The organism is Paenibacillus haidiansis, assembly GCF_036553665.1.
GTDB lineage: Bacteria > Bacillota > Bacilli > Paenibacillales > Paenibacillaceae > Fontibacillus > Fontibacillus haidiansis.
Genome location: NZ_JAZHPZ010000002.1, coordinates 269,449 through 288,345, shown reverse-complemented (window position 1 = coordinate 288,345; position 18,897 = coordinate 269,449). Strand labels below are relative to the sequence as shown.

Sequence of the window (18,897 nt, the reverse complement as noted above, 5' to 3'; positions counted from 1 at the left end):
TGGAATGAAAAGATGGGGTATTTGGGCGATTGCACTAAGTTTGGTCTTGTCATTGCTGCTTGGCGGGTGCGGAAGCGCCAATCTTGCCGACGGCGACACTGCAGTCAGTAATGATAGTGGGGGAGCGGGTGCAGCGGATAAGGCGTCTATCGCGGCGGAGACGACAGAGGCGGAAGCTCCGGCCGCGAACGGGGGCGGGACTCCGTCAGAGCAGGCGGCCGCAGGTGGGGATTCCGGCTCCGCAGCAGCCGGTTTTCAAGGCTCGAACACAGCGCTGGGACTTAACAAGAAGTTGATTTACCGGGCGAATGTGACGATGGAGGTTAAAGATTACGGCAAAGCGCAGTCGGAAATCCGCAATTTGATCACTCTGACTGGCGGGTATATCGTGGAGTTTTCCGAAACGAAGTCCGAGTACGAACTTGGCGGCAATTTCATTCTGAAGGTTCCAGCCGACGGGTTTTCCCCGTTTTTGGACCGGCTGGCGCAGCTTCAGCCCGAATCGTTGCAGCAAAGCATTGAAGGACAGGATGTGTCCGAAGAGTACGTGGACTTAGAGTCCCGGCTCAAAGTGAAGCAGGCGATGGAAGCGAGATATTTGAAATTCGTCGGTGAAGCCACCAAAACGGCCGATCTGGTTGAATTCGCCAACGAATTGGAGCGGATTCAGACGGAGATCGAGCAAATCAAAGGCCGGATGCGTTATATCGATAACAATGTCTCGTTCTCCACGATCGAAATTCGCGTATTTCAGCCGGTAGAAAATTCGCTCATCAAACAGGAGGAAAAACAGGACCCGCTCTGGAAACGGGCGCAAAATGCTTTAACCGGCAGTATCGATGTTATCTCCATGCTGCTGCAATGGCTAGTCATTGTCATATCCGCTTTGTTGCCTCTGATCGTGATCGCTGCGGTGATTCTGGCGATCATCTGGCCGCTGCGGAGAAGGAAACAAAAGCAGCGTATCGGTGTGAAGCCGGAATGGCCGGCGGGGCAAGTCCCGTCTCTGCCTCAAAAAGAGGAAGTATCCTTTGAACAATCGGATACGCCATCTAAGGCCGACCAAGAGGATGAGGATTTGAAATAAGCGATTAGTTTGAAACCCGGAAGGGAGACCGTAATGGGATTTCTTCTTCCGGGTTTTATTTTTGATTGAAGATTATCTGATGCTAAAATGAGGAATTGGGGGACTTTTAGTATATTTTAATATAATAGAATCTATCAGATTTAAAAAGGGAATATAGCGCTGTTTTTGGAGTTTCTTGTAGAATTGCATCGCATAAAACTCGTTAAATTTGTCGACTGTAATTTTCTGATTGTCAAGGATATTTTTCTCACTTGAATCTGTTGACAACAATTTTTTTTTGAAATATATTGAAAATGTAATCAAGGAATTACCTGATCCTCATAATAATTGAATATTTGGCACACTAACCGAAAGGTTAGGTCGCAAAGCCTTGGAGTCTAATAATCGCCAACGATTTATGACCGTCCGGCTGCATAACAATGTTTTTATTGTTTATGTAGCCGGTTTTTTATTTTTCCGTCATTCTCAAACGGCACCGCCCGAGAGAAATAAATTTCCGGCAGTAAGGAGGTAGGGAACAGAGCTTAAAGGAGGATATTTATGAAAATATGAGGAGGAATCTATGAAACGCAGGTTAAGGTTGGCCATTTCTTGGTTATGCATGCTTTCACTTCTACTCGGTCCCGTAACCACGGTCGGAGCGAATTCGGGCGATAAATCCGGGCTCAAGCAAGGAGACATCAGGCTGAACAAAACAGCCGAACCGACGGGGAACTTTGGCGAATGGCAGGTTACACTGAGCGTTGAGGGGAAAAATCGCCAAACCAGTTCCGATGTCGTACTGGTTATCGATAATTCCGGGAGTATGGAAGACAAAGAAAAAATAGACCATGCCAAGAAAGCGGCCAAAAAATTTGTGGACTATTTGCTTCTTGACGGAGCGGACACGCAAATTGCCGTCGTGTCTTTTAGCAAAACGGCAAAGGTTGACTCCGGATTTAAGGGAGCGAATAAGAAGGAAGATCTAAAGAATGCGATCGATCAAATCGATTTAGGTTCCGGAACCAATATCCAGGCAGGGCTAAAAACCGCCAGAGGGCTCTTTGAAGAGGGTTTTAACGGGAAAGGAACAAATCAGAGAAATGCCAAAAACAAAGTGATCATCGTCTTAAGCGACGGAGAACCGACCTACAGCTATAAAGCTTATAATGCTGAAAGATATAACTGGCCGGGAAGAGAACACCATTTTATTTTGTCCAATTTTAAATACAACGAGTTAGTTGGAAAAGGTGAAGACTATGAATTGGATAAAGAATATCCGGTTGGAAATTATCGCGTAAAAGACAATGGCATTGGAACTTTGTCCGAAGCAAAGATCGTTCAGAAAAAAGGCATCGATATTTACTCAATCGGTCTGGATGTTTATCAAAATACCAATGCCTCATATGTAATTAATAACATTCAGAACAAAGGTTATTATCCTGCCGATAGCGACGAACTGGAAGAGATCTTCAGTAAGCTGGCCGGCAAGATTTCTTACGCCGCCCAGGACGCGATGGTTATCGACCCGATGGGTGAGATGTTTGATCTTGCCTCGTTGGACTACTCGGCCTCTCAGGGTGAGGTAAACTGGGATCCCGAAACCGAGACATTTACCTGGAAAGTTGGGACAATAGCGGAAGGCCACCCTGCGACATTTACTTATAAAGTGGTTATTGATCTATCCAAAAGTCCGGAATTGGATAAAAAATACCCTACGAATGGCCGAACGACGATTGACTACACCAATATAAAGGGTGAATCGGCATCGAGGGATTTTCCAATTCCTAAAGTAAAAATAACCAACGGGCACATTTTAATGAAGGGCTACCAGGTTAATGCCGACGGTGAGCCAATCGACGCCGACGGCAATGTGGTACCTCGTGACGAAGCGGAACTGCTGTACACGGAGTCTTTCAAAGATAAAAAAGGCAGCGATGCACTAAATATCAAGGATGGACCATTCAATGTTCCGGCCAAAGAGGTTGAAGGTTTCGAGTTGAAAGTTGGGGAAAATCCGACGACTGTTTCGCTTACTAAAAATCAGCCTTACCAAATCGTCTGGTTTGGATATGCTAAAGTAGATAACGAAAGATCCTTGACCGTAAGATACGTGAACGGGGAAACCGGTGAAGATCTTAAGGACCCTGATAATAGCTACACCGGCAAGGTGGGCGAGAAAATCACCCTATCTGCCGAAGATATCACGGATACGGTAACGGGCGCAGTTTACAAACCGCACAGCTATAAAGTTTCTTACACCTTTAAAGCACAGCCTGTCCATCAGGAATTTGAATTCATCTACTCGCTGAAAGAACAGCCTCAGGAAGAGCGTACGGTCCAGGTCAACTACGTAGACCGGGAATCGGGCGAGCCTCTTGCGGATCCAACGTTCCATACCGGTAAGGTTGGAGAAGTCCTGGTGCTGGAAGCGAAGCCGATCACGGTAACGGGCGCGGTTTACACGCCTGAAGAGTACACGCATAGCTATGAAATAACGTTTAAAGATGATCAGGAGCACACCTTCTACTATAATCTCGGCGAACCGGAAGAAGATGTGTTCGGACTCACCGTCTACTATCTTGACCGGGCAACGGGCGAGGCGCTGGCCTCCGAGGATGTATTCAAGGATGTAGAAGGTGCCGAACTAACGCTGTCCGCAAAAGCAATCGAGGGTTACACTCCGGAGACGGAACGCTACGTTTATACGTTTACCGATGAAGAAGAGCAGGTACACGTCTTCTATTACACGAAGAATGAAGCGCCTGCGGAGCAGCAAGTGACCGTCAAGTATTTGCGCAGCGGTACGGATGAAGAACTGGCGAGTCCGACAACCGTGAAGGGTATAGCGGGCGAGACAAAAACTCTTAGGGCGAAATCGATATCCGGCTATACGCCGGTGGACTCGACTCATTCCTACACGTTTAGCGATGAAGAAGGCCAGGAGTATATTTTCTACTACACCAGAAATTCGTCCCGTTCGGGAAGAACGAGCTCGTCGACAACGAGCACAACGACCGAAACGCCGCTGCCGCCATTGCCGCCGCCTCCGCCGGCGCTGGAAACGGAGAACCATTACGACTACATCAATGGGTATCCGGATGGCACGGTCAAACCGCTGAACAACATTACCCGCGAAGAAGTGGCCGCGATTTTCTATCGGTTGCTGGCGGATGACAGCCGCTCCGCTTATCTGAAGACGGATAATTCCTTCTCCGACGTGGCCGCTACGCGCTGGTCCAACCAGCATATTTCCACGATGGAGAACGCGGAAGTGATCACGGGGTATCCGGACGGTTCCTTTAAACCGGGACGCTATATTACCAGAGCCGAGTTTGCGGCGATCGCTTCCCGGTTCGACAAGCTCGACGAACGGCAGAACGATATGTTTACGGACATCACCGGACACTGGGCGGAGAAATATATCGCCTCCGCCGCCAATAAAGGCTGGATCAAAGGATATGCGGACGGAACGTTCAAACCGGATCAATACATCACCCGGGCCGAGGCCGCCGCCTTCATCAACAGCGTGCTGAATAGAAAAGTGGATAAGAACGGCATTCATGAGGACGCCAAGATGTGGCCTGACAACTTAAAAGGCACATGGTATTATTATGATATGCTGGAAGCAACCAATCATCATGAGTACACCAGAGAAGAAGATGCTAAAGTCGAAGTTTGGGAAGAAGTAAAACCAAACCGGGTTTATCCTTAACAAATAAACCAGGCTCCTTTTCGGTTAAGAAACATGACCTGAAGGAGCCTGGTTTTTATTGTGCGTTCGAGAAGAGCTTGTCCAAAAAGTCATAGGTCAGAGGCATGTCCTCTTTCAGCTTGTTGCGGGTCGTATCATTGTAAAAATATAATGTTGCGGTTTCCGCAAAATATTCCGTCGAATAAGCCGATACATAACCGTCGCCGCTATAGTCGACATTTGCTTCCTTCTTCCACACGGCGAGAAAATCGGAGGAGGAGCTGATGTTGTTCAAAACAATACGGTCGATCGCATGGAAGGTTTCGTGAAGCTCCAGGTTTTGTCCGCTGTGTCCTTTGCCTTTATTGCTGTAGCCGATTCTCGCGATCACCACGTTCGAGCTGACACCCGGCACGTCGTCCCAGGTCAGGCCGGTATTTTCCCAACCTCTCGGCGTAACGCCTTTGAATGCGGCGAATTCCGGTTCATCCGTAATCTTGCCGCTGACAAGCTTGATCCGGACATCGTGATCCTTCAAACCTTGCAGCAGAGACGCGGGGATCGAAGCAAGCCGGGTCATCATCTTATCGGCTTCGTCTTTGTTATAATCGCCTTTCGGCAGAACGACGATATCGCCGACCAAATCATAATTATTTGCTTCGGCATGCGCCGGGACTACCGTTAGATTAATGGCAAATACAAGAGCGATAACCCAATAGAAAATACGCTTCATGATCAGTTCCTCCCGAACGGCATTCCAAAGAATGCATACTGACCGAGTTAGGAAGGAACGAAACCCGTTGAACTTCCATATCGGCAACTGGCTGGCATGACGGATGATCCGTTGTTAGCCCCTATAGTTTTGCGTCCCCATCTTTCGATGGATTTGCCTTTGACAATATGAAAATATGAAAATTTGAAACTCAAGTTTCAGCTTTAGGGCAGAAATAAAAAACCTCCTTACCGAGGTAAGGAGGCGACAATGCAGCATTAAAGTCGTTGATCCTCTTATCGGTAGCTGGCTGGCTTAGCGGGAGTACCGCCTTAACCCCTATAGCTTTGCGTCCCCGCTTTTCAACGGGTTTGCCCTTATCAATAAATGGAAGCAAAACAGGAAAATATATCAATTTTCCTATCCTTAGGATAAGTCTAATAGACTAGACAGTCAAGCGTTCCAGCAAAAAATGTCGTTCTTCGTAAGCAATTTTAATCATAATGATAGTTTAATAGTATTCATTCTAATATAGTTGGTATATATATGCATTCAAATTAAGGAGCAGCTAGATCATGCCTAAGAATAAAACTATGAAAATAAGGCTTTTTCTCTTTCTATCGATAGCAGCAGTGATGGTACTGCCGGTCGCCGGTTGCGGATTCGGAGGATCGGGCGGTACGGACCCGGCGGAAGACCCGAGCGCTAGCGGGGGCGAGCCGGTTATTGAGCGCTACACTGGAGCGAAGAGCAGGGAAATTCCTTTTGTCTATACGGCAAAAAAGGAACTGTCGCTTACATTTAACGGCATGGGCGACCAAGCTACGATGAAGTCGCTTTTGGATGAGCTGGAAAAATATCAAATCAAGGCGACCTTTTTTCTCCCGGGGATGAGGGTGGCCGAGGAGCCGGATATCGCCGCGGATATTTTGGCGAGAGGGCATGAGATCGAGAATAATACGCTCAATCAGTTGGACCTGCTTAAACTGGACTATGAGCAAATATATAAAGAAGTCAAACTGAGCAGCGATGTCATCGAAAGGGAAACCGGCGTCCGTCCGCGCTATGTACGCACCAAATCGGGCGATTACAACGGAGACCTGCCGCTCGTCGCCGCTCAGCTCGGGATGGAAGCCGTGGTCAGCTACAATATCAATCCGAAGGACCGGGATATGAAAAGCGCCGAGGAGATCGGCGAATATATCAAAAGGTACATTCATCGCGGCGGCATTATTTCATTGAACACCGATATCAATCCGGAGGTCATTCCGGCGGTTCGCTATATTAAGGAAGCGGCGGACGAAATCGGGTATCGGCTGGTCACCCTGGAGCAGCTGGTTCAGGACGGCGGCGTAAGGAAGCCGCTGGAGCAAATTCCGGGCTATGACGCGGCGCAAATCAATCCCGACTACCATAACGCCAATTATCAACTGCTTTATAAAGTAGAGACCAACCAAAAGCATGTCGCCCTTACGTTTGACGACTGGGGCAGCGACAAGACCGTAACCCGAATTCTCGACATTTTGGCGGAAAAAGATGTGCAGGCCACCTTCTTCCTGCGGGCCAAAGGGGTGGAGGACAATCCTAATCTGGCCCGGGCTATGGTCGAGGGAGGCCATGATGTGGCGAACCATTCCTACAGCCATCCGGTCGTCACCTCGCTGACCCCGGAGGACTTGCAGGAGGACATCGTAAAGGCCCACCGGGTCATTACGGAAGCGATCCAGCAGCAGCCGGTTATGCTGTTCCGTCCCCCGACCGGCGTGGTTGACGACGAACGGGCAAAGGCCATTTCGGCGGCCGGGTACCCGAATATCGCGATGTACGACGTCACGACGCTGGATTGGGACGCCTCGAACAGCGCCGACGATATTCTGAATGGAGTAATGACGCAGACAAAGCAAGGTAGCATCATCCTGCTCCACATGCTCGATGATATTCATACGATCGAGGCGTTGCCGAAAGTGATCGACGGTTTGCGGAACAAAGGCTTCACCTTTGTCAAAATGGCGGATCTGATCCAAGAACAGCAATAGAAATTTTTTACGACAGCGGGGAACTGACATCATGAGACTATACGAAAATATCGCCGCCCAGCGCGAAAATCTGGCCGTGATCGGCCTGGGTTACGTCGGCCTGCCCATTGCGGTCGCTTTCGCCAAGCGCGCCGGTGTCATCGGCTTCGACGTGAACGAGAAGAAAGTAGAGGCCTACCAAAAGGGCATAGATGTTACCGGGGATCTAGGCGACGAGGCGATCGCAAGCTGCGGGGTGGAGTTTACCTGTGATCCCGAGCGGCTAAACGGGGTGCGCTGCTTTATCGTCGCCGTGCCGACTCCGGTTCAGAGCGGGAATGTGCCGGATTTGCAATTTGTGCGAAGCGCCAGCATGCTGGTCGGCCGGAAGCTGACCCCGGGCTCCGTGGTCGTATTCGAATCGACCGTGTATCCGGGAGTGACCGAGGAAACCTGCATTCCGGTGCTGGAAGCGGAATCGGGCCTTCGCTGCGGCGCCGATTTCAAAGTCGGCTATTCCCCGGAACGGATTAATCCGGGAGATCACGTGCACCGTCTGGAGAATATCGTGAAAATCGTATCCGGCAACGACGAAGAGGCGCTCGATTTGGTAGCGGGTCTATATGAACTCATCATCAACGCCGGCGTACACCGCGCGGAGAGCATCAAGGTCGCCGAAGCGGCCAAAGTGATCGAGAATGCCCAGCGGGACATCAATATCGCGTTCATGAACGAATTGTCGATGCTGTTCCATGAGATGGACATCGATACGAATGCGGTGCTGCGGGCCGCGGGAACCAAGTGGAATTTCCTGCCGTTCAGGCCGGGATTGGTCGGAGGGCATTGCATCGGCATTGACCCTTATTACTTGACCTATAAAGCCGAGGACAGCGGGTATCATTCCAGGATTATTTTGGCCGGGCGCCATATCAATGACGGGATGGGCAAATACATCGCTCAAAATATCATCAAACTTCTTGTCCGCCAGCAAATGGATCTGAAGAAGGCGAAGATCGCCATTATGGGCTTGGCTTTTAAAGAAGATTGCCGGGATATCCGGAATTCGAAGGTGATCGATATTATCCGCGAGCTCCAAGATTACGGCATTGAGCCTCTGGTGGTGGACCCGCTCGTCGATCCGGCGGAAGCCTATGAGGAATACGGCGTCGAGCTTTGCGGATTCGACGCCCTGAAGGAGCTGAACGTCGCCGTGGTCGCCGTCGCGCACCGCTGTTTCGCGGAGCTTGCGTTTTCCAAAATTAACGAAATGTATGACCGCGACCAAACGAAAATTATGTTCGACATTAAAGGGATCTATAGGAAGACCGATTATATACAACACGGTTTTCAATATTGGAGTCTGTGAGACGAGGATTGGTGACATCTAAGGTGAGTACAAGAAAGAAACCAACCGGGGAAGAAAAGCTGACCGTATCCCGCGCCGACCGGCGAACGCTATCCTATGTTCCCGATCCGGAGCAGCTTCGCCAAAGCGCCGACCGCAGAGGAGTCCGGGCCGCGGGAGAACACGCGGCAGAGGCGGACCCCGACTATATCGACAGGCTGCGGATGCTTAGTCTCAGATATGTGGCTGATTTTGAAGTTCTGCTTATCCCGAACGGACGAAAGAAAAAGCGCGGGGTATCCGGCCGGGCCGAGGATATATCGGCGACCGGAATGCTGATCGAGCTTGACGATTCGGATTCCTCCACTACCTTTAAGGTCGGAGACCGGGTGAATGCGAGGTTTCGCATTCCTCCCGGAACGATGCCGGAAGGCTTTGAATCTTCGGTCAGCATCGACGCCACTGTTGTCAGGCTATTTACCAAGGCAGAGGAATCACAGGAACAACGAATGCTGGCGGTCGAGTTTGCCAAGCCCTTAACCTCCTATTTTCAACGGAAGCGGTGGGGATATTCGGTCTATTCCGCCAGCGCCATCTTATTGGCGGCCGCCGTATTTATTATGCTGATGCGCGCGGAGAGCATTATTTATTTCAAATACAACTCGACGCTGTATTTGTACAGCTTGATTGCGGCGGCATTCCTGCTGACGCGGTATTTGTTCGGGGCGCTATACCGCGATGTTCCGGTCAATCCCGATTACACGCCAGGCGTATCGGTCATCATTCCGTGCTTCAATGAAGCGGAGTGGATCGGGCGGACGATCCTAAGCTGCATTAATCAGGATTACCCCGTCGACAAGCTGGAGGTCATCGTCGTGGATGACCGGTCGACGGACGGCTCCGCCGACCGGATTCGCAGCACGATCGAGCAGATTCACCGCGAAGCGGAACGTTACGCGACAAGGGACCGGCTCAAGTTCATCGCGCTTGAAGACAACGGCGGCAAACGGGTGGCTCTGGTGAAAGGCGTCGAAATGGCCAAGCATGACCTCGTCGTGTTCGTCGATTCGGACAGCTTCCTCGAGCCGACGGCGATCCGCCATTTGGTGCAGCCGTTTCAGGATCCCAAAATGGGCGGCGTGGCGGGGCGAACCGATGTAGAGAACAAATATACGAACACGGTGACCAAACTGCAAACGGTCCGTTATTACATTGCCTTCCGCATCATGAAAGCCGCCGAGTCCTGGTTCGACAGCGTGACCTGTCTGTCCGGTCCGTTGTCCTGCTATCGGAAGGAATTGATCGTACGACATTCCGACGCCTGGTTGAACCAGAAATTTCTTGGCCAGCAGGCCACCTTCGGCGATGACCGCAGCATGACCAATTTCATTTTAAAGACGCACCGGACAGGCTATCAGGATTCCGCCATCTGTTCGACCATCGTCCCCTCGAAGATGGACGTATTTTTAAAACAGCAGATGCGCTGGAAGCGCTCATGGCTGCGCGAATCGCTGCGGGCCGCCTTGTTCATATGGCGCAAGGAGCCGTTTATGGCGCTGTTTTTCTATATCGGCCTGATCGTACCGATCGCCGCGCCCGTCGTGGTGTTGTACAATCTTGTCTTTGTGCCGATCGCCTACGGGATTTTTCCGACCACGTTTTTGATAGGACTGCTGATGATGGCTCTATTGATGAGCCTGGCCCATTTGCTGTTCCGCAAGAGCAGGCTGTGGGTATTCGGCTTCGTCTTTTGCGCGTTTTACGAGTTCGTGCTCCTTTGGCAGATGCCGGTGGCCTGGGTTACATTCTGGAAGTCGACCTGGGGCACGAGAGAAACGCCGCAGGACGTCGAGGCCAAGAAGAAGAAAGAAGCGAGAAAAAACAAATCTAAATTCAAATTGCCATTTTAAGGCAGCGGAGATTTGACTTGAAGCGAGGATGGCAGACATGGTAAACAGAAAGCGGAATCCCGCCCTGAACGTCCGCAGAAAAAACCGGATCAAAGTGGAGAAGACGATACTTCAGGCCCTTATTTTACTTGTCCTGGGCGCGCTTTTGATCAATGCCCTATTCCATATCCAAAGGTACAGGGAGCCGGATAAATCGGAATGGACCGCACGGCAGCAGGGGTTTATCGCGATCTCCTATTTCGGCGTCGGTCGCTCCGGTTCGGCGAAGCTGGTGGCAAAGCGCCAATTGGACGAGCAGCTTCGGGCGTTGCATGATCTGGGATACGTGACGATATCTCAGCAGGATATTATCGACTATTATACAAAAGGCAAGCCGCTGCCGGATAAAGCGCTGTTCCTGTCGTTCGAGGACGGGCGCAATGATTCCGCCTTGTTCGCTCAGCCGCTGCTGGAGAAATATAATTACAAAGCCACGTTTCTGTCGTACGCGGATAAAATGGGCAACAGCGAGCGGAAGTTTTTGCAGCCGAAAGAAATGCTGCGGATGACCAAGACGGGATTTTGGGAGCTGGGAACGAACGGATACCGGCTTAGTTATATTAACATTTTCGATAAAGAGGGGCGATTCCTTGGCCAGAAAGCGGAGAAGGAATTGACCGACAAGTCGCAGATTGAATACTACAATCATTATTTGATGGATTTTATCCGCGACGAAAATATGATTCCGCTGGAGGACCGCGACGAGATGGAAGCGAGAATCAAAGGGGATTATGACGCGATGCAAGACATCTACACGGAAACGCTCGGTTATGTTCCTTCCGTATATATGATCATGCACGCCAACGCGCTCGGAGAAGGAATGAACCGGCTCGTGACGGAGGCGAACAATGACAATATCGGCAAGCTGTTCCGCATTCACTTCAACCGGGAGGGGAAAGCGCTGAATAGCCCTGACGAATCGATCCTTGATCTGACCCGGGTCCAGCCAGCCCCGTATTGGTCCACGAACCACCTGCTGATGAAAATAGCGAAGGATACCGGCGAGCCTGTCAGATTTGTTCAAGGCAACGAGCGGGAGGCGGAGCAATGGAACCTGGAAGCCGGAGCGGCCGAGTTTAAGGATAACGAGATCATTTTGACGTCATCTCCGGGCGAATCGGGACAATTGATCTTAAAGGGATCGGAAAGTACCCGGGATGTTACGGTAAAAGCCGAGGCATTGGGCAATGTGGTAGGCAAGCAAAGCATTTATTTGCGCTACGATCGGGAACGGGACTCTTTTGTCCGTTTGATTCTGGAAAATAACGATATCCGGTTGGAGCAGAAAAAGCCCGGCCAAACGGAGGAACTGCTGTTTTCCCGCGAACTGGACCCGGTTACCTGGTCTCCCGACGATCTGGCCTTTGACAAGGCCTCCGTCTATACGAAGGCACAGACCGCGGCCGGAACGGCGTCCGGTGAGGACGAATACCCGATTAATATCGGAGGCAACCGGAGTATCGAGCTTGCAATTAATGGGAGTACCTTAAAGCTGACCGTGGACAAGCAAGTGCTGCTTGCGGGAATGAAGATCGACGAATCGATTGCCGCGGGCGGCGTTGCGTTTGCTTCAGAGTACAATGAGCACAACAAGAAAGACGATATTTACGACGCGGTTTTCAAAAATGTGGAGATATTGGACACCGATGACGCGAGCGGCAAAGAATCACACTTGTTCAGCAATCGGTCCGCCGGCTTTAAAGGGTTGATCGCCAAAGCCCGCGAAGCGGTAAATAACGCCGTCGATTGGGCGATTGAAACCTTTTAGATCCAGAGCAAAGAGAGGAGGTAGTATGCCGTTGTTAAAAAAACGGAGAAAAGCCGGAATCGCCGCCGTCCTGCTAGCCGCGGTTTTGGTCTTGGCCGGAGCGGCTTTATTTTGGCGGCTGGCCCGGGAGGAGCCGAAGGCAGCCCAAGAGCCAGCCGCCGACGCGGACATCGAATTGTCGGCCTGGCTGGCGGACTGGCAATGGCAGGCCGGACTGGAGGATGCCGGGGAGATCGGCTCCGGTCTGCAAGGCCTGCAGTTGTTCGCGGTCTATTTCAATCAGGACGGCCGTCTCTACTTTACCGAGGCACTGCGGGAGGCGCTGCCGGATATTCATGAAATTGCCGGAGATGCGACGGAAAGCATTGGGCTGACGATTGTCAACGACCGGATTAACCCGGACGGGACCTCGGTGCAAAAAGACGCCGAGCTTGTGTCTAAGCTTATCGCCACGGAAGAGAGCCGTACCCGGCATATTGCCGAAATTATGGAAACGATGTCCTCTTATCATTTGGACAGGATCGAAATCGACTACGAGAAAGTCAAGGACGAGGACTGGGAACGTCTATGTCTTTTTTACGATGAACTTTACGATGAGCTGCAAAGTGCGGGCAAATCGCTAAGAATCGTATTGGAGCCCGGGGCGCCGCTGGATTCGGTGAGCCTGCCGGAAGGCCCGGAATATGTGATGATGGCGTACAATTTGTACGGAACCCACAGCGGACCGGGGCCGAAGGCGGACTATGCCATGATCCGCAAGCTGGCGGATAAGATGGCGAGGCTGCCCGGGGACCCGGTCATGGCTTTTTCAACAGGAGGCTTTGATTGGGCCGAGTCCGGGGAGATCACCTCGGTGACCGAGCAAGCGGCGGAGAAATTGGCCGGAGGGCAAGGGGAATCCTTGATAAGGGATGATCAAAGCGGAGCACTTTCATTCAAATACCGGGACGACAAAGGTTTGACGCATACCGTGTGGTACGGTGACGGACAGACGATGGCCGGCTGGATCCAAGCCGCCGGAGATCAGGGAATAACGAAGATCGCGATCTGGAAGCTGGGTGGACTGGGCCAGGGAACTTTGGACTATTTTCGGGCTATACCCTTGTAATCTATATGATATATGTTACTCTATTCCTAGATTCAGCATCATTTTACATAGTACTGGTCATATAGAACTTGCACGATTATGGAAAAACCTGGTGAAAGCCGGAGACGCAAAGCTACAGGGCCTCCGCCTTTAAGGGCATGGCAGCCTATAAATAAAGAATCCGGCGAAAATATAAGGCAGACAACTACTACTAGACCGGTTCTGCAGCGTCGCCTCGAACGTCCGGGTTCGGGGCTCTTGTTTTCTATCGTACATCGTATTCTTTGATTTAGAAGCCATATTCGGCAAACTACTTTGCTATATTTGGGAGTCTACTTATGAAAGTAATCCTTGTGGATGATGAACGGCTTGCTTTGAACCATCTGGAACAACTGTTGCAAAAACTGGACATGAACCTGGAAATTATAGGGAAATATACAAACCCTCTGGAAGCCAGAAGCGAGATCATTCGCCTTGAGGCGGAGATTGTATTTCTTGATATCCATTTGCCGGAGCTTAACGGAATCGAACTTGCCGAACAAATTATTGAGCGGAAACCCCGGACGCAAGTTGTTTTTGTGACGGCTTTTAATGATTATGCGGTGAAAGCCTTTGAATTGAATGCCGTTGATTATATTATGAAACCGATAAGCAAAGAGCGTCTGGCGAAAACGGTGGAGCGAATCACGGCAAGGGCCCAAGCGGTGCCGGATCACGAAGTTGCGGATTCCGCCGACCGGCATATCCGGATAAATATGTTTAGACAAGTCAGCATCGAAACGGAGCAAGACGGACGTATTTTGCCGCAATGGCGAACGACCAAAGCCCAGGAATTGTTCATGTACTTGCTCCAGCACCGTGGGCAATTGATCCGCAAATCAACCTTGACCGATATGCTTTGGCCGGAATATCAACCGGATAAGGTGTACGCCCAGCTTTATACGACTATATATCATATCCGTAAGACGCTGCAGCCTTTTGGGGATCACATTCAAATCGTCAACACCACGGAGGGCTATATTTTGCAATTGGACCGGATCGAACTGGATATCGAAGAATGGGAAGCCCGGCTAAGAGCCCTGCCGCCGATCTCGGCCGAATCCATCCCCCGGCATGAAGAGGTATCGAAGATGTATACCGGCGACTACCTGCAGGAATACGGCTATTGGTGGGCCGAAGGAGAGCGTCAGCGCCTAAGAAGCCTGCGTATCGACTCTCTGTTCCTCATCGCCGATTGGTATGCCGCGGAAGAGCTATGGAACAAAGCGGCCGCAAGCTATCAAACGATCTGCGATTTATATCCGCTGGAGGAGAAGGCTTATTTAAGCTTGATGCGGATATTCGCGGCCCAGAATAACCCGGCCTTGGTAGAGCGTCATTACAATCTGCTCAGGACCATTTTGCGGGAAGAATTGAACGTCCAGCCCAGCGGTGAGGTTCTGAGGTGGTATGAGAGCTGGGCGGAGCGGCGCTTTGTCTGAAGCTTTTTATTGGATGCCTGCCCGGACTCGGCTTGCAATTAAGATGGAGGTAACGCACACGCAATAATTGGCGAACTAAGGAGCTTTCCCGGGGACATCTTCCCTCGGAGGGCTCCTTTTTGCAGGTTTAGAAATTGTATAGTTTCGAATGTTATATTGAAAGGATATGATGATATCCGAATTGAATGGCAGCGGACCAGACAAAATACTGACCCTCATCACTTGCCATCCTTTTAAAACCCTACTCACCGGCTTATTATTCAAGCCAAGCCGGAAGCGGATGAATAACCCCTGTTGAATTATGAACTGCGGGAGGAAACGGTATGACCTCTGATCTTTTCTACTTGTTGTCCGGCAGCTGCCTGATTCTAATGATTTGCGGCGTGCTCTACATCCGTTTCTTGCTTGCGGAACGGAAAACGCTGAGGGAGCTGGCTTACCGCGATCCGATCACGGGATTGCTGAACAGGAACGGTTATCAGCAACTCTGGACGCAATACCGCGGGAAATACAGACTTGCTTTCTTAAGTCTCGACTTGGACGGATTCAAGGAAATCAACGATACTTACGGCCACGCCGCGGGGGATCAGCTATTGCAGGAAATAAGCCTGAGCTTGCAGCAGATCACCAACAACAACCAGCAGGCATTCCGGATGGGCGGCGACGAATTTTTAATCATTTTGAAAAATTGCGAACCGGCGCTGGTCGAAGTCATAGCCGAGCTGTTGCTGAACAAAATCGAACGCCCGTATTTTATTCAGGATCGGGATATTTCCGTAACCGGGAGTATCGGGATCAGCATTCGTCATGCCACGCGCGCGGACTGGCCAGTTATGATGGAAGAGGCCGACAGGGCGATGTATTTTGCCAAGCAATTGGGGAAAAATTGCTACTGTGTCTATGCCAATTCCCGTCAAGAACAGGCAAGTTATGTGGACAGCACAAAAGCACAAAAGTCCATATAGAAGATCACTTTAATAACGTTACTCCTGGTGGATAACATAGTAGAATAGGATTAGCCATACCAGAATCCCGAACCATTCAGGAGGATGTTTCAATGCCTATTTATTTCGATGAGAATCATGGACTGTTTCATCTGCAATCGCAAAATTCCAGCTACCTTATTCAGTTGGTTCGCGGCTATCCGGCTCATGCCTACTACGGCTCAAAACTGCGGCAAGACGGCAATTTGGCGGGAATCCTGAATTTTCAGGAACGGGCCTCCTTTTCCCCGAATCCTATTCCCGATGACAAATCCATTTCGCTTGACACTTTGCCGCAGGAATATCCGCAGTACGGTACGAGCGATTTCCGCAGCCCGGCCTACCAGGTCAAATTGGGGAACGGTACGAAGGTTACCGAGCTTTCCTATAAGGGCCACCGGATTGTGCCGGGGAAACCGCGGCTCGAAGGGCTGCCCGCCGTATATGCGGAGCAGGAGAGCGAGGCCGACACCTTGGAACTAGAACTGTTGGATGCGGTTTCAGGGCTGACTGTTATTTTAAGCTATACTGTATTTACTGATTTCGACGCAATTGCCAGATCGGCAAGGTTCGTGAACGAAGGCAACGAGCCGGTGCAGCTGGAGCGGGCGCTAAGCGCTTCGCTCGACTTCGCCGATGCCGAATATGACGCGCTGTATTTGTCCGGGGCCTGGGCCCGGGAGCGTCATATCCAGCGAAGAAGGCTGGCCCCGGGGGTAACGGGCATCGGCAGCCGCCGCGGCTCAAGCTCGCACCAGCAAAATCCGTTCATCGCGCTGCTTCGTCCCGACGCGAACGAACGCCAGGGGGAAGTGTACGGATTTAGCCTTGTGTACAGCGGCAATTTCATCGCCGAAGCCGAGGTTGAGCAATTCGGCACGACGCGGCTGCAGATCGGACTCAATCCGTTCGGCTTCAACTGGCGACTGGAACCGGGAGACAGCTTCCAGACGCCGGAAGCCGTTATGGTATATTCGGGGGAAGGCCTTGGCGGCATGTCGCGGACCTTCCACCGTTTGTACCGGACGCGGCTTTGCCGGGGAAGTCATCGCGACCGGGTCCGGCCGATTCTGGTCAACAACTGGGAAGCGACCTATTTCGATTTCAACGCCGACAAGATCGAGGCGATCGCCAAGGCGGGCAGCGAGCTCGGGATCGAGCTGTTCGTGCTTGACGACGGCTGGTTCGGGCGGCGCGACAGCGACAACAGTTCGCTGGGCGACTGGTTCGAGGATCGCCGCAAGCTGCCGAACGGGCTTGAAGATCTGGCGCGGCGGGTGAACGCTGCCGGGCTCCAGTTCGGCCTGTGGGTCGAACCTGAGATGATCTCGCCGGACAGCGAGCTGTACCGCAGCCATCCCGACTGGTGTCTGCATGTACCGGACCGCCGGCGCACGGAGGCGCGGGACCAGTTGGTGCTCGACATGTCGAGAGAGGATGTCCGAGCTTATTTGTATGAGCGGCTGAGCGATATTTTCCGGAAGGTGCCGATTTCTTATGTGAAATGGGATATGAACCGGAATATGACGGAGATCGGCTCGGCGGCCGCCCCGGCCGAGCGGCAAGCGGAAACCGCGCACCGCTATATTCTGGGTCTTTACGAACTGCTTGAGCGGCTAACGGCTGAATTTCCGCATATTTTGTTCGAGAGCTGCTCCGGCGGCGGCGGACGCTTCGATCCGGGCATGCTGTACTATATGCCTCAAACGTGGACGAGCGACGACACCGATGCGGTGGAACGACTCAAAATCCAATACGGTACCAGCCTCGTTTATCCCATATCGACGATGGGGGCGCATGTATCGGCCGTGCCGAACCATCAGGTCGGCCGGACCACTTCGCTGACCTTCCGCGGGGATGTGGCCATGTCCGGCAACTTCGGTTATGAGCTAGATTTGACCAAATTTACCGCGGAGGACAAAGAGATCGCCAAGCGGCAGATTCAAAGCTACAAAGAAATTCGCGGTCTCGTTCAGCAAGGGGATATGTACCGCCTGCTCAGTCCCTTCGAAGGCAATGAGACGGCCTGGATGTTCGTCAGCCCGGACCGGGACGAGGCGCTTCTGTTTTACTTTAAAGTGTTGGCGGAGCCGAACGCTCCGCTGCGGAATGTAAAGCTCGAGGGGCTGAATCCGAACAAGGACTACCGGCTCGAATCAAGCGGCGAAATTTTCGGCGGTGACCGTCTAATGTCCGTGGGGATTCCGGTGTCTTCCCTCCACGGCGATTTTGCCAGCATGTGGGTACGGCTTGTGGTCGTCAACTGAATCAAAGAATTGGAAAGAGCCCAGGGCAGGAAGCGTCCCCGGGCTCTTTTTTCATAAGCATTTATGATTCATTGCTTATCCATACAGCCCGGAAACATCCCGGTCGAGATAGCGATCCGGTTCCAGCTGTTGATCAGGTTGATAGCAAAGATGAGATCGGCAAATTCTTTCTCACTGTAAAAAGACCGAACCCGGTCAAACAGCTCTTTGGGCACGCCTTTTTCCGAGATCAAAGTCACGGCTTCCGTCAGCTCCAACACCGCTCTCTCTTGCTCCGTATAGCAGGGCGACTCACGCCAGACGCTGATCAAGGCGATTCTTTGTTCGCTCTCGCCGAGCTTGCGCAGCTCTTTGGTATGCATGTCGAGGCAAAAGGCGCAGCCGTTGATTTGCGAGGCGCGAATTTTGATCAGTTCGTACATGATTCGGTCCAAACCGTTTTCCCGGACCCACTGCTCCAGCCGGCTCATGGCCCGGTACAATTCCGGATTGGCGGTATAATGATTCATTCGGATGTTCATTTAACAATC

Annotated in this window: 12 protein-coding genes and 3 riboswitches; of the genes, 10 read left to right on the top strand and 2 right to left on the bottom strand. The window is 51.5% G+C overall.

The window, feature by feature from the left end:
• The first annotated feature begins 4 nt into the window (after positions 1 to 4).
• Complete coding sequence (locus tag V3851_RS05655) at positions 5 to 1,087, top strand: DUF4349 domain-containing protein (RefSeq protein WP_331845546.1); 1,083 nt, start codon at positions 5 to 7, stop codon at positions 1,085 to 1,087.
• 327 nt (positions 1,088 to 1,414) lie between these two features.
• Positions 1,415 to 1,504: riboswitch (cyclic di-GMP riboswitch) on the top strand.
• A gap of 145 nt (positions 1,505 to 1,649) precedes the next feature.
• Positions 1,650 to 4,781 carry an S-layer homology domain-containing protein gene (locus tag V3851_RS05650; protein ID WP_331845545.1) on the top strand — a complete coding sequence of 1,044 codons (3,132 nt, stop codon included), beginning with the start codon at positions 1,650 to 1,652 and terminating at the stop codon, positions 4,779 to 4,781.
• A gap of 55 nt (positions 4,782 to 4,836) precedes the next feature.
• Here V3851_RS05650 and V3851_RS05645 read toward each other — a convergent pair whose 3' ends face one another.
• On the bottom strand, positions 4,837 to 5,493 hold the full coding sequence (locus V3851_RS05645) for an anthrax toxin lethal factor-related metalloendopeptidase (protein ID WP_331845544.1): 657 nt from the start codon (positions 5,491 to 5,493) through the stop codon (positions 4,837 to 4,839).
• Between the two features lie 79 nt (positions 5,494 to 5,572).
• Positions 5,573 to 5,661: riboswitch (cyclic di-GMP riboswitch) on the bottom strand.
• 109 nt (positions 5,662 to 5,770) lie between these two features.
• Positions 5,771 to 5,858, bottom strand: a riboswitch (cyclic di-GMP riboswitch).
• 207 nt (positions 5,859 to 6,065) lie between these two features.
• Between V3851_RS05645 and V3851_RS05640 the strand changes: the two genes are divergently transcribed.
• The 8 genes from V3851_RS05640 (at position 6,066) to V3851_RS05605 (ending at position 18,367) form a co-directional block, all read left to right on the top strand.
• Positions 6,066 to 7,508, top strand: coding sequence for a polysaccharide deacetylase family protein (locus tag V3851_RS05640; protein ID WP_414859272.1), 1,443 nt, complete (start codon positions 6,066 to 6,068; stop codon positions 7,506 to 7,508).
• A gap of 31 nt (positions 7,509 to 7,539) precedes the next feature.
• Entirely contained in the window at positions 7,540 to 8,853 is a 1,314-nt protein-coding gene (locus V3851_RS05635; protein WP_331845542.1) for a nucleotide sugar dehydrogenase, read from the top strand.
• Positions 8,854 to 8,876: 23 nt separating this feature from the next.
• Positions 8,877 to 10,742: a glycosyltransferase gene (locus V3851_RS05630; RefSeq protein ID WP_331845541.1), complete on the top strand. Its 1,866-nt coding sequence runs from the start codon at positions 8,877 to 8,879 to the stop codon at positions 10,740 to 10,742.
• Between the two features lie 37 nt (positions 10,743 to 10,779).
• Positions 10,780 to 12,549 (top strand): polysaccharide deacetylase family protein, encoded by a 1,770-nt coding sequence (locus tag V3851_RS05625; RefSeq protein ID WP_331845540.1) that lies wholly within the window; start codon positions 10,780 to 10,782, stop codon positions 12,547 to 12,549.
• Positions 12,550 to 12,580: 31 nt separating this feature from the next.
• On the top strand, positions 12,581 to 13,657 hold the full coding sequence (locus V3851_RS05620) for a glycosyl hydrolase family 18 protein (protein WP_331845539.1): 1,077 nt from the start codon (positions 12,581 to 12,583) through the stop codon (positions 13,655 to 13,657).
• A gap of 317 nt (positions 13,658 to 13,974) precedes the next feature.
• Entirely contained in the window at positions 13,975 to 15,117 is a 1,143-nt protein-coding gene (locus tag V3851_RS05615) for a response regulator (protein WP_331845538.1), read from the top strand.
• Positions 15,118 to 15,440: 323 nt separating this feature from the next.
• Positions 15,441 to 16,082, top strand: coding sequence for a GGDEF domain-containing protein (locus V3851_RS05610; protein ID WP_331845537.1), 642 nt, complete (start codon positions 15,441 to 15,443; stop codon positions 16,080 to 16,082).
• A gap of 92 nt (positions 16,083 to 16,174) precedes the next feature.
• Positions 16,175 to 18,367, top strand: coding sequence for an alpha-galactosidase (locus tag V3851_RS05605; protein WP_331845536.1), 2,193 nt, complete (start codon positions 16,175 to 16,177; stop codon positions 18,365 to 18,367).
• A 68-nt stretch (positions 18,368 to 18,435) separates the two neighbouring features.
• Here the strand turns inward: V3851_RS05605 and V3851_RS05600 are convergent, their stop codons facing one another.
• Positions 18,436 to 18,888 (bottom strand): carboxymuconolactone decarboxylase family protein, encoded by a 453-nt coding sequence (locus V3851_RS05600; RefSeq protein ID WP_331845535.1) that lies wholly within the window; start codon positions 18,886 to 18,888, stop codon positions 18,436 to 18,438.
• Between the last annotated feature and the right edge of the window lie 9 nt (positions 18,889 to 18,897).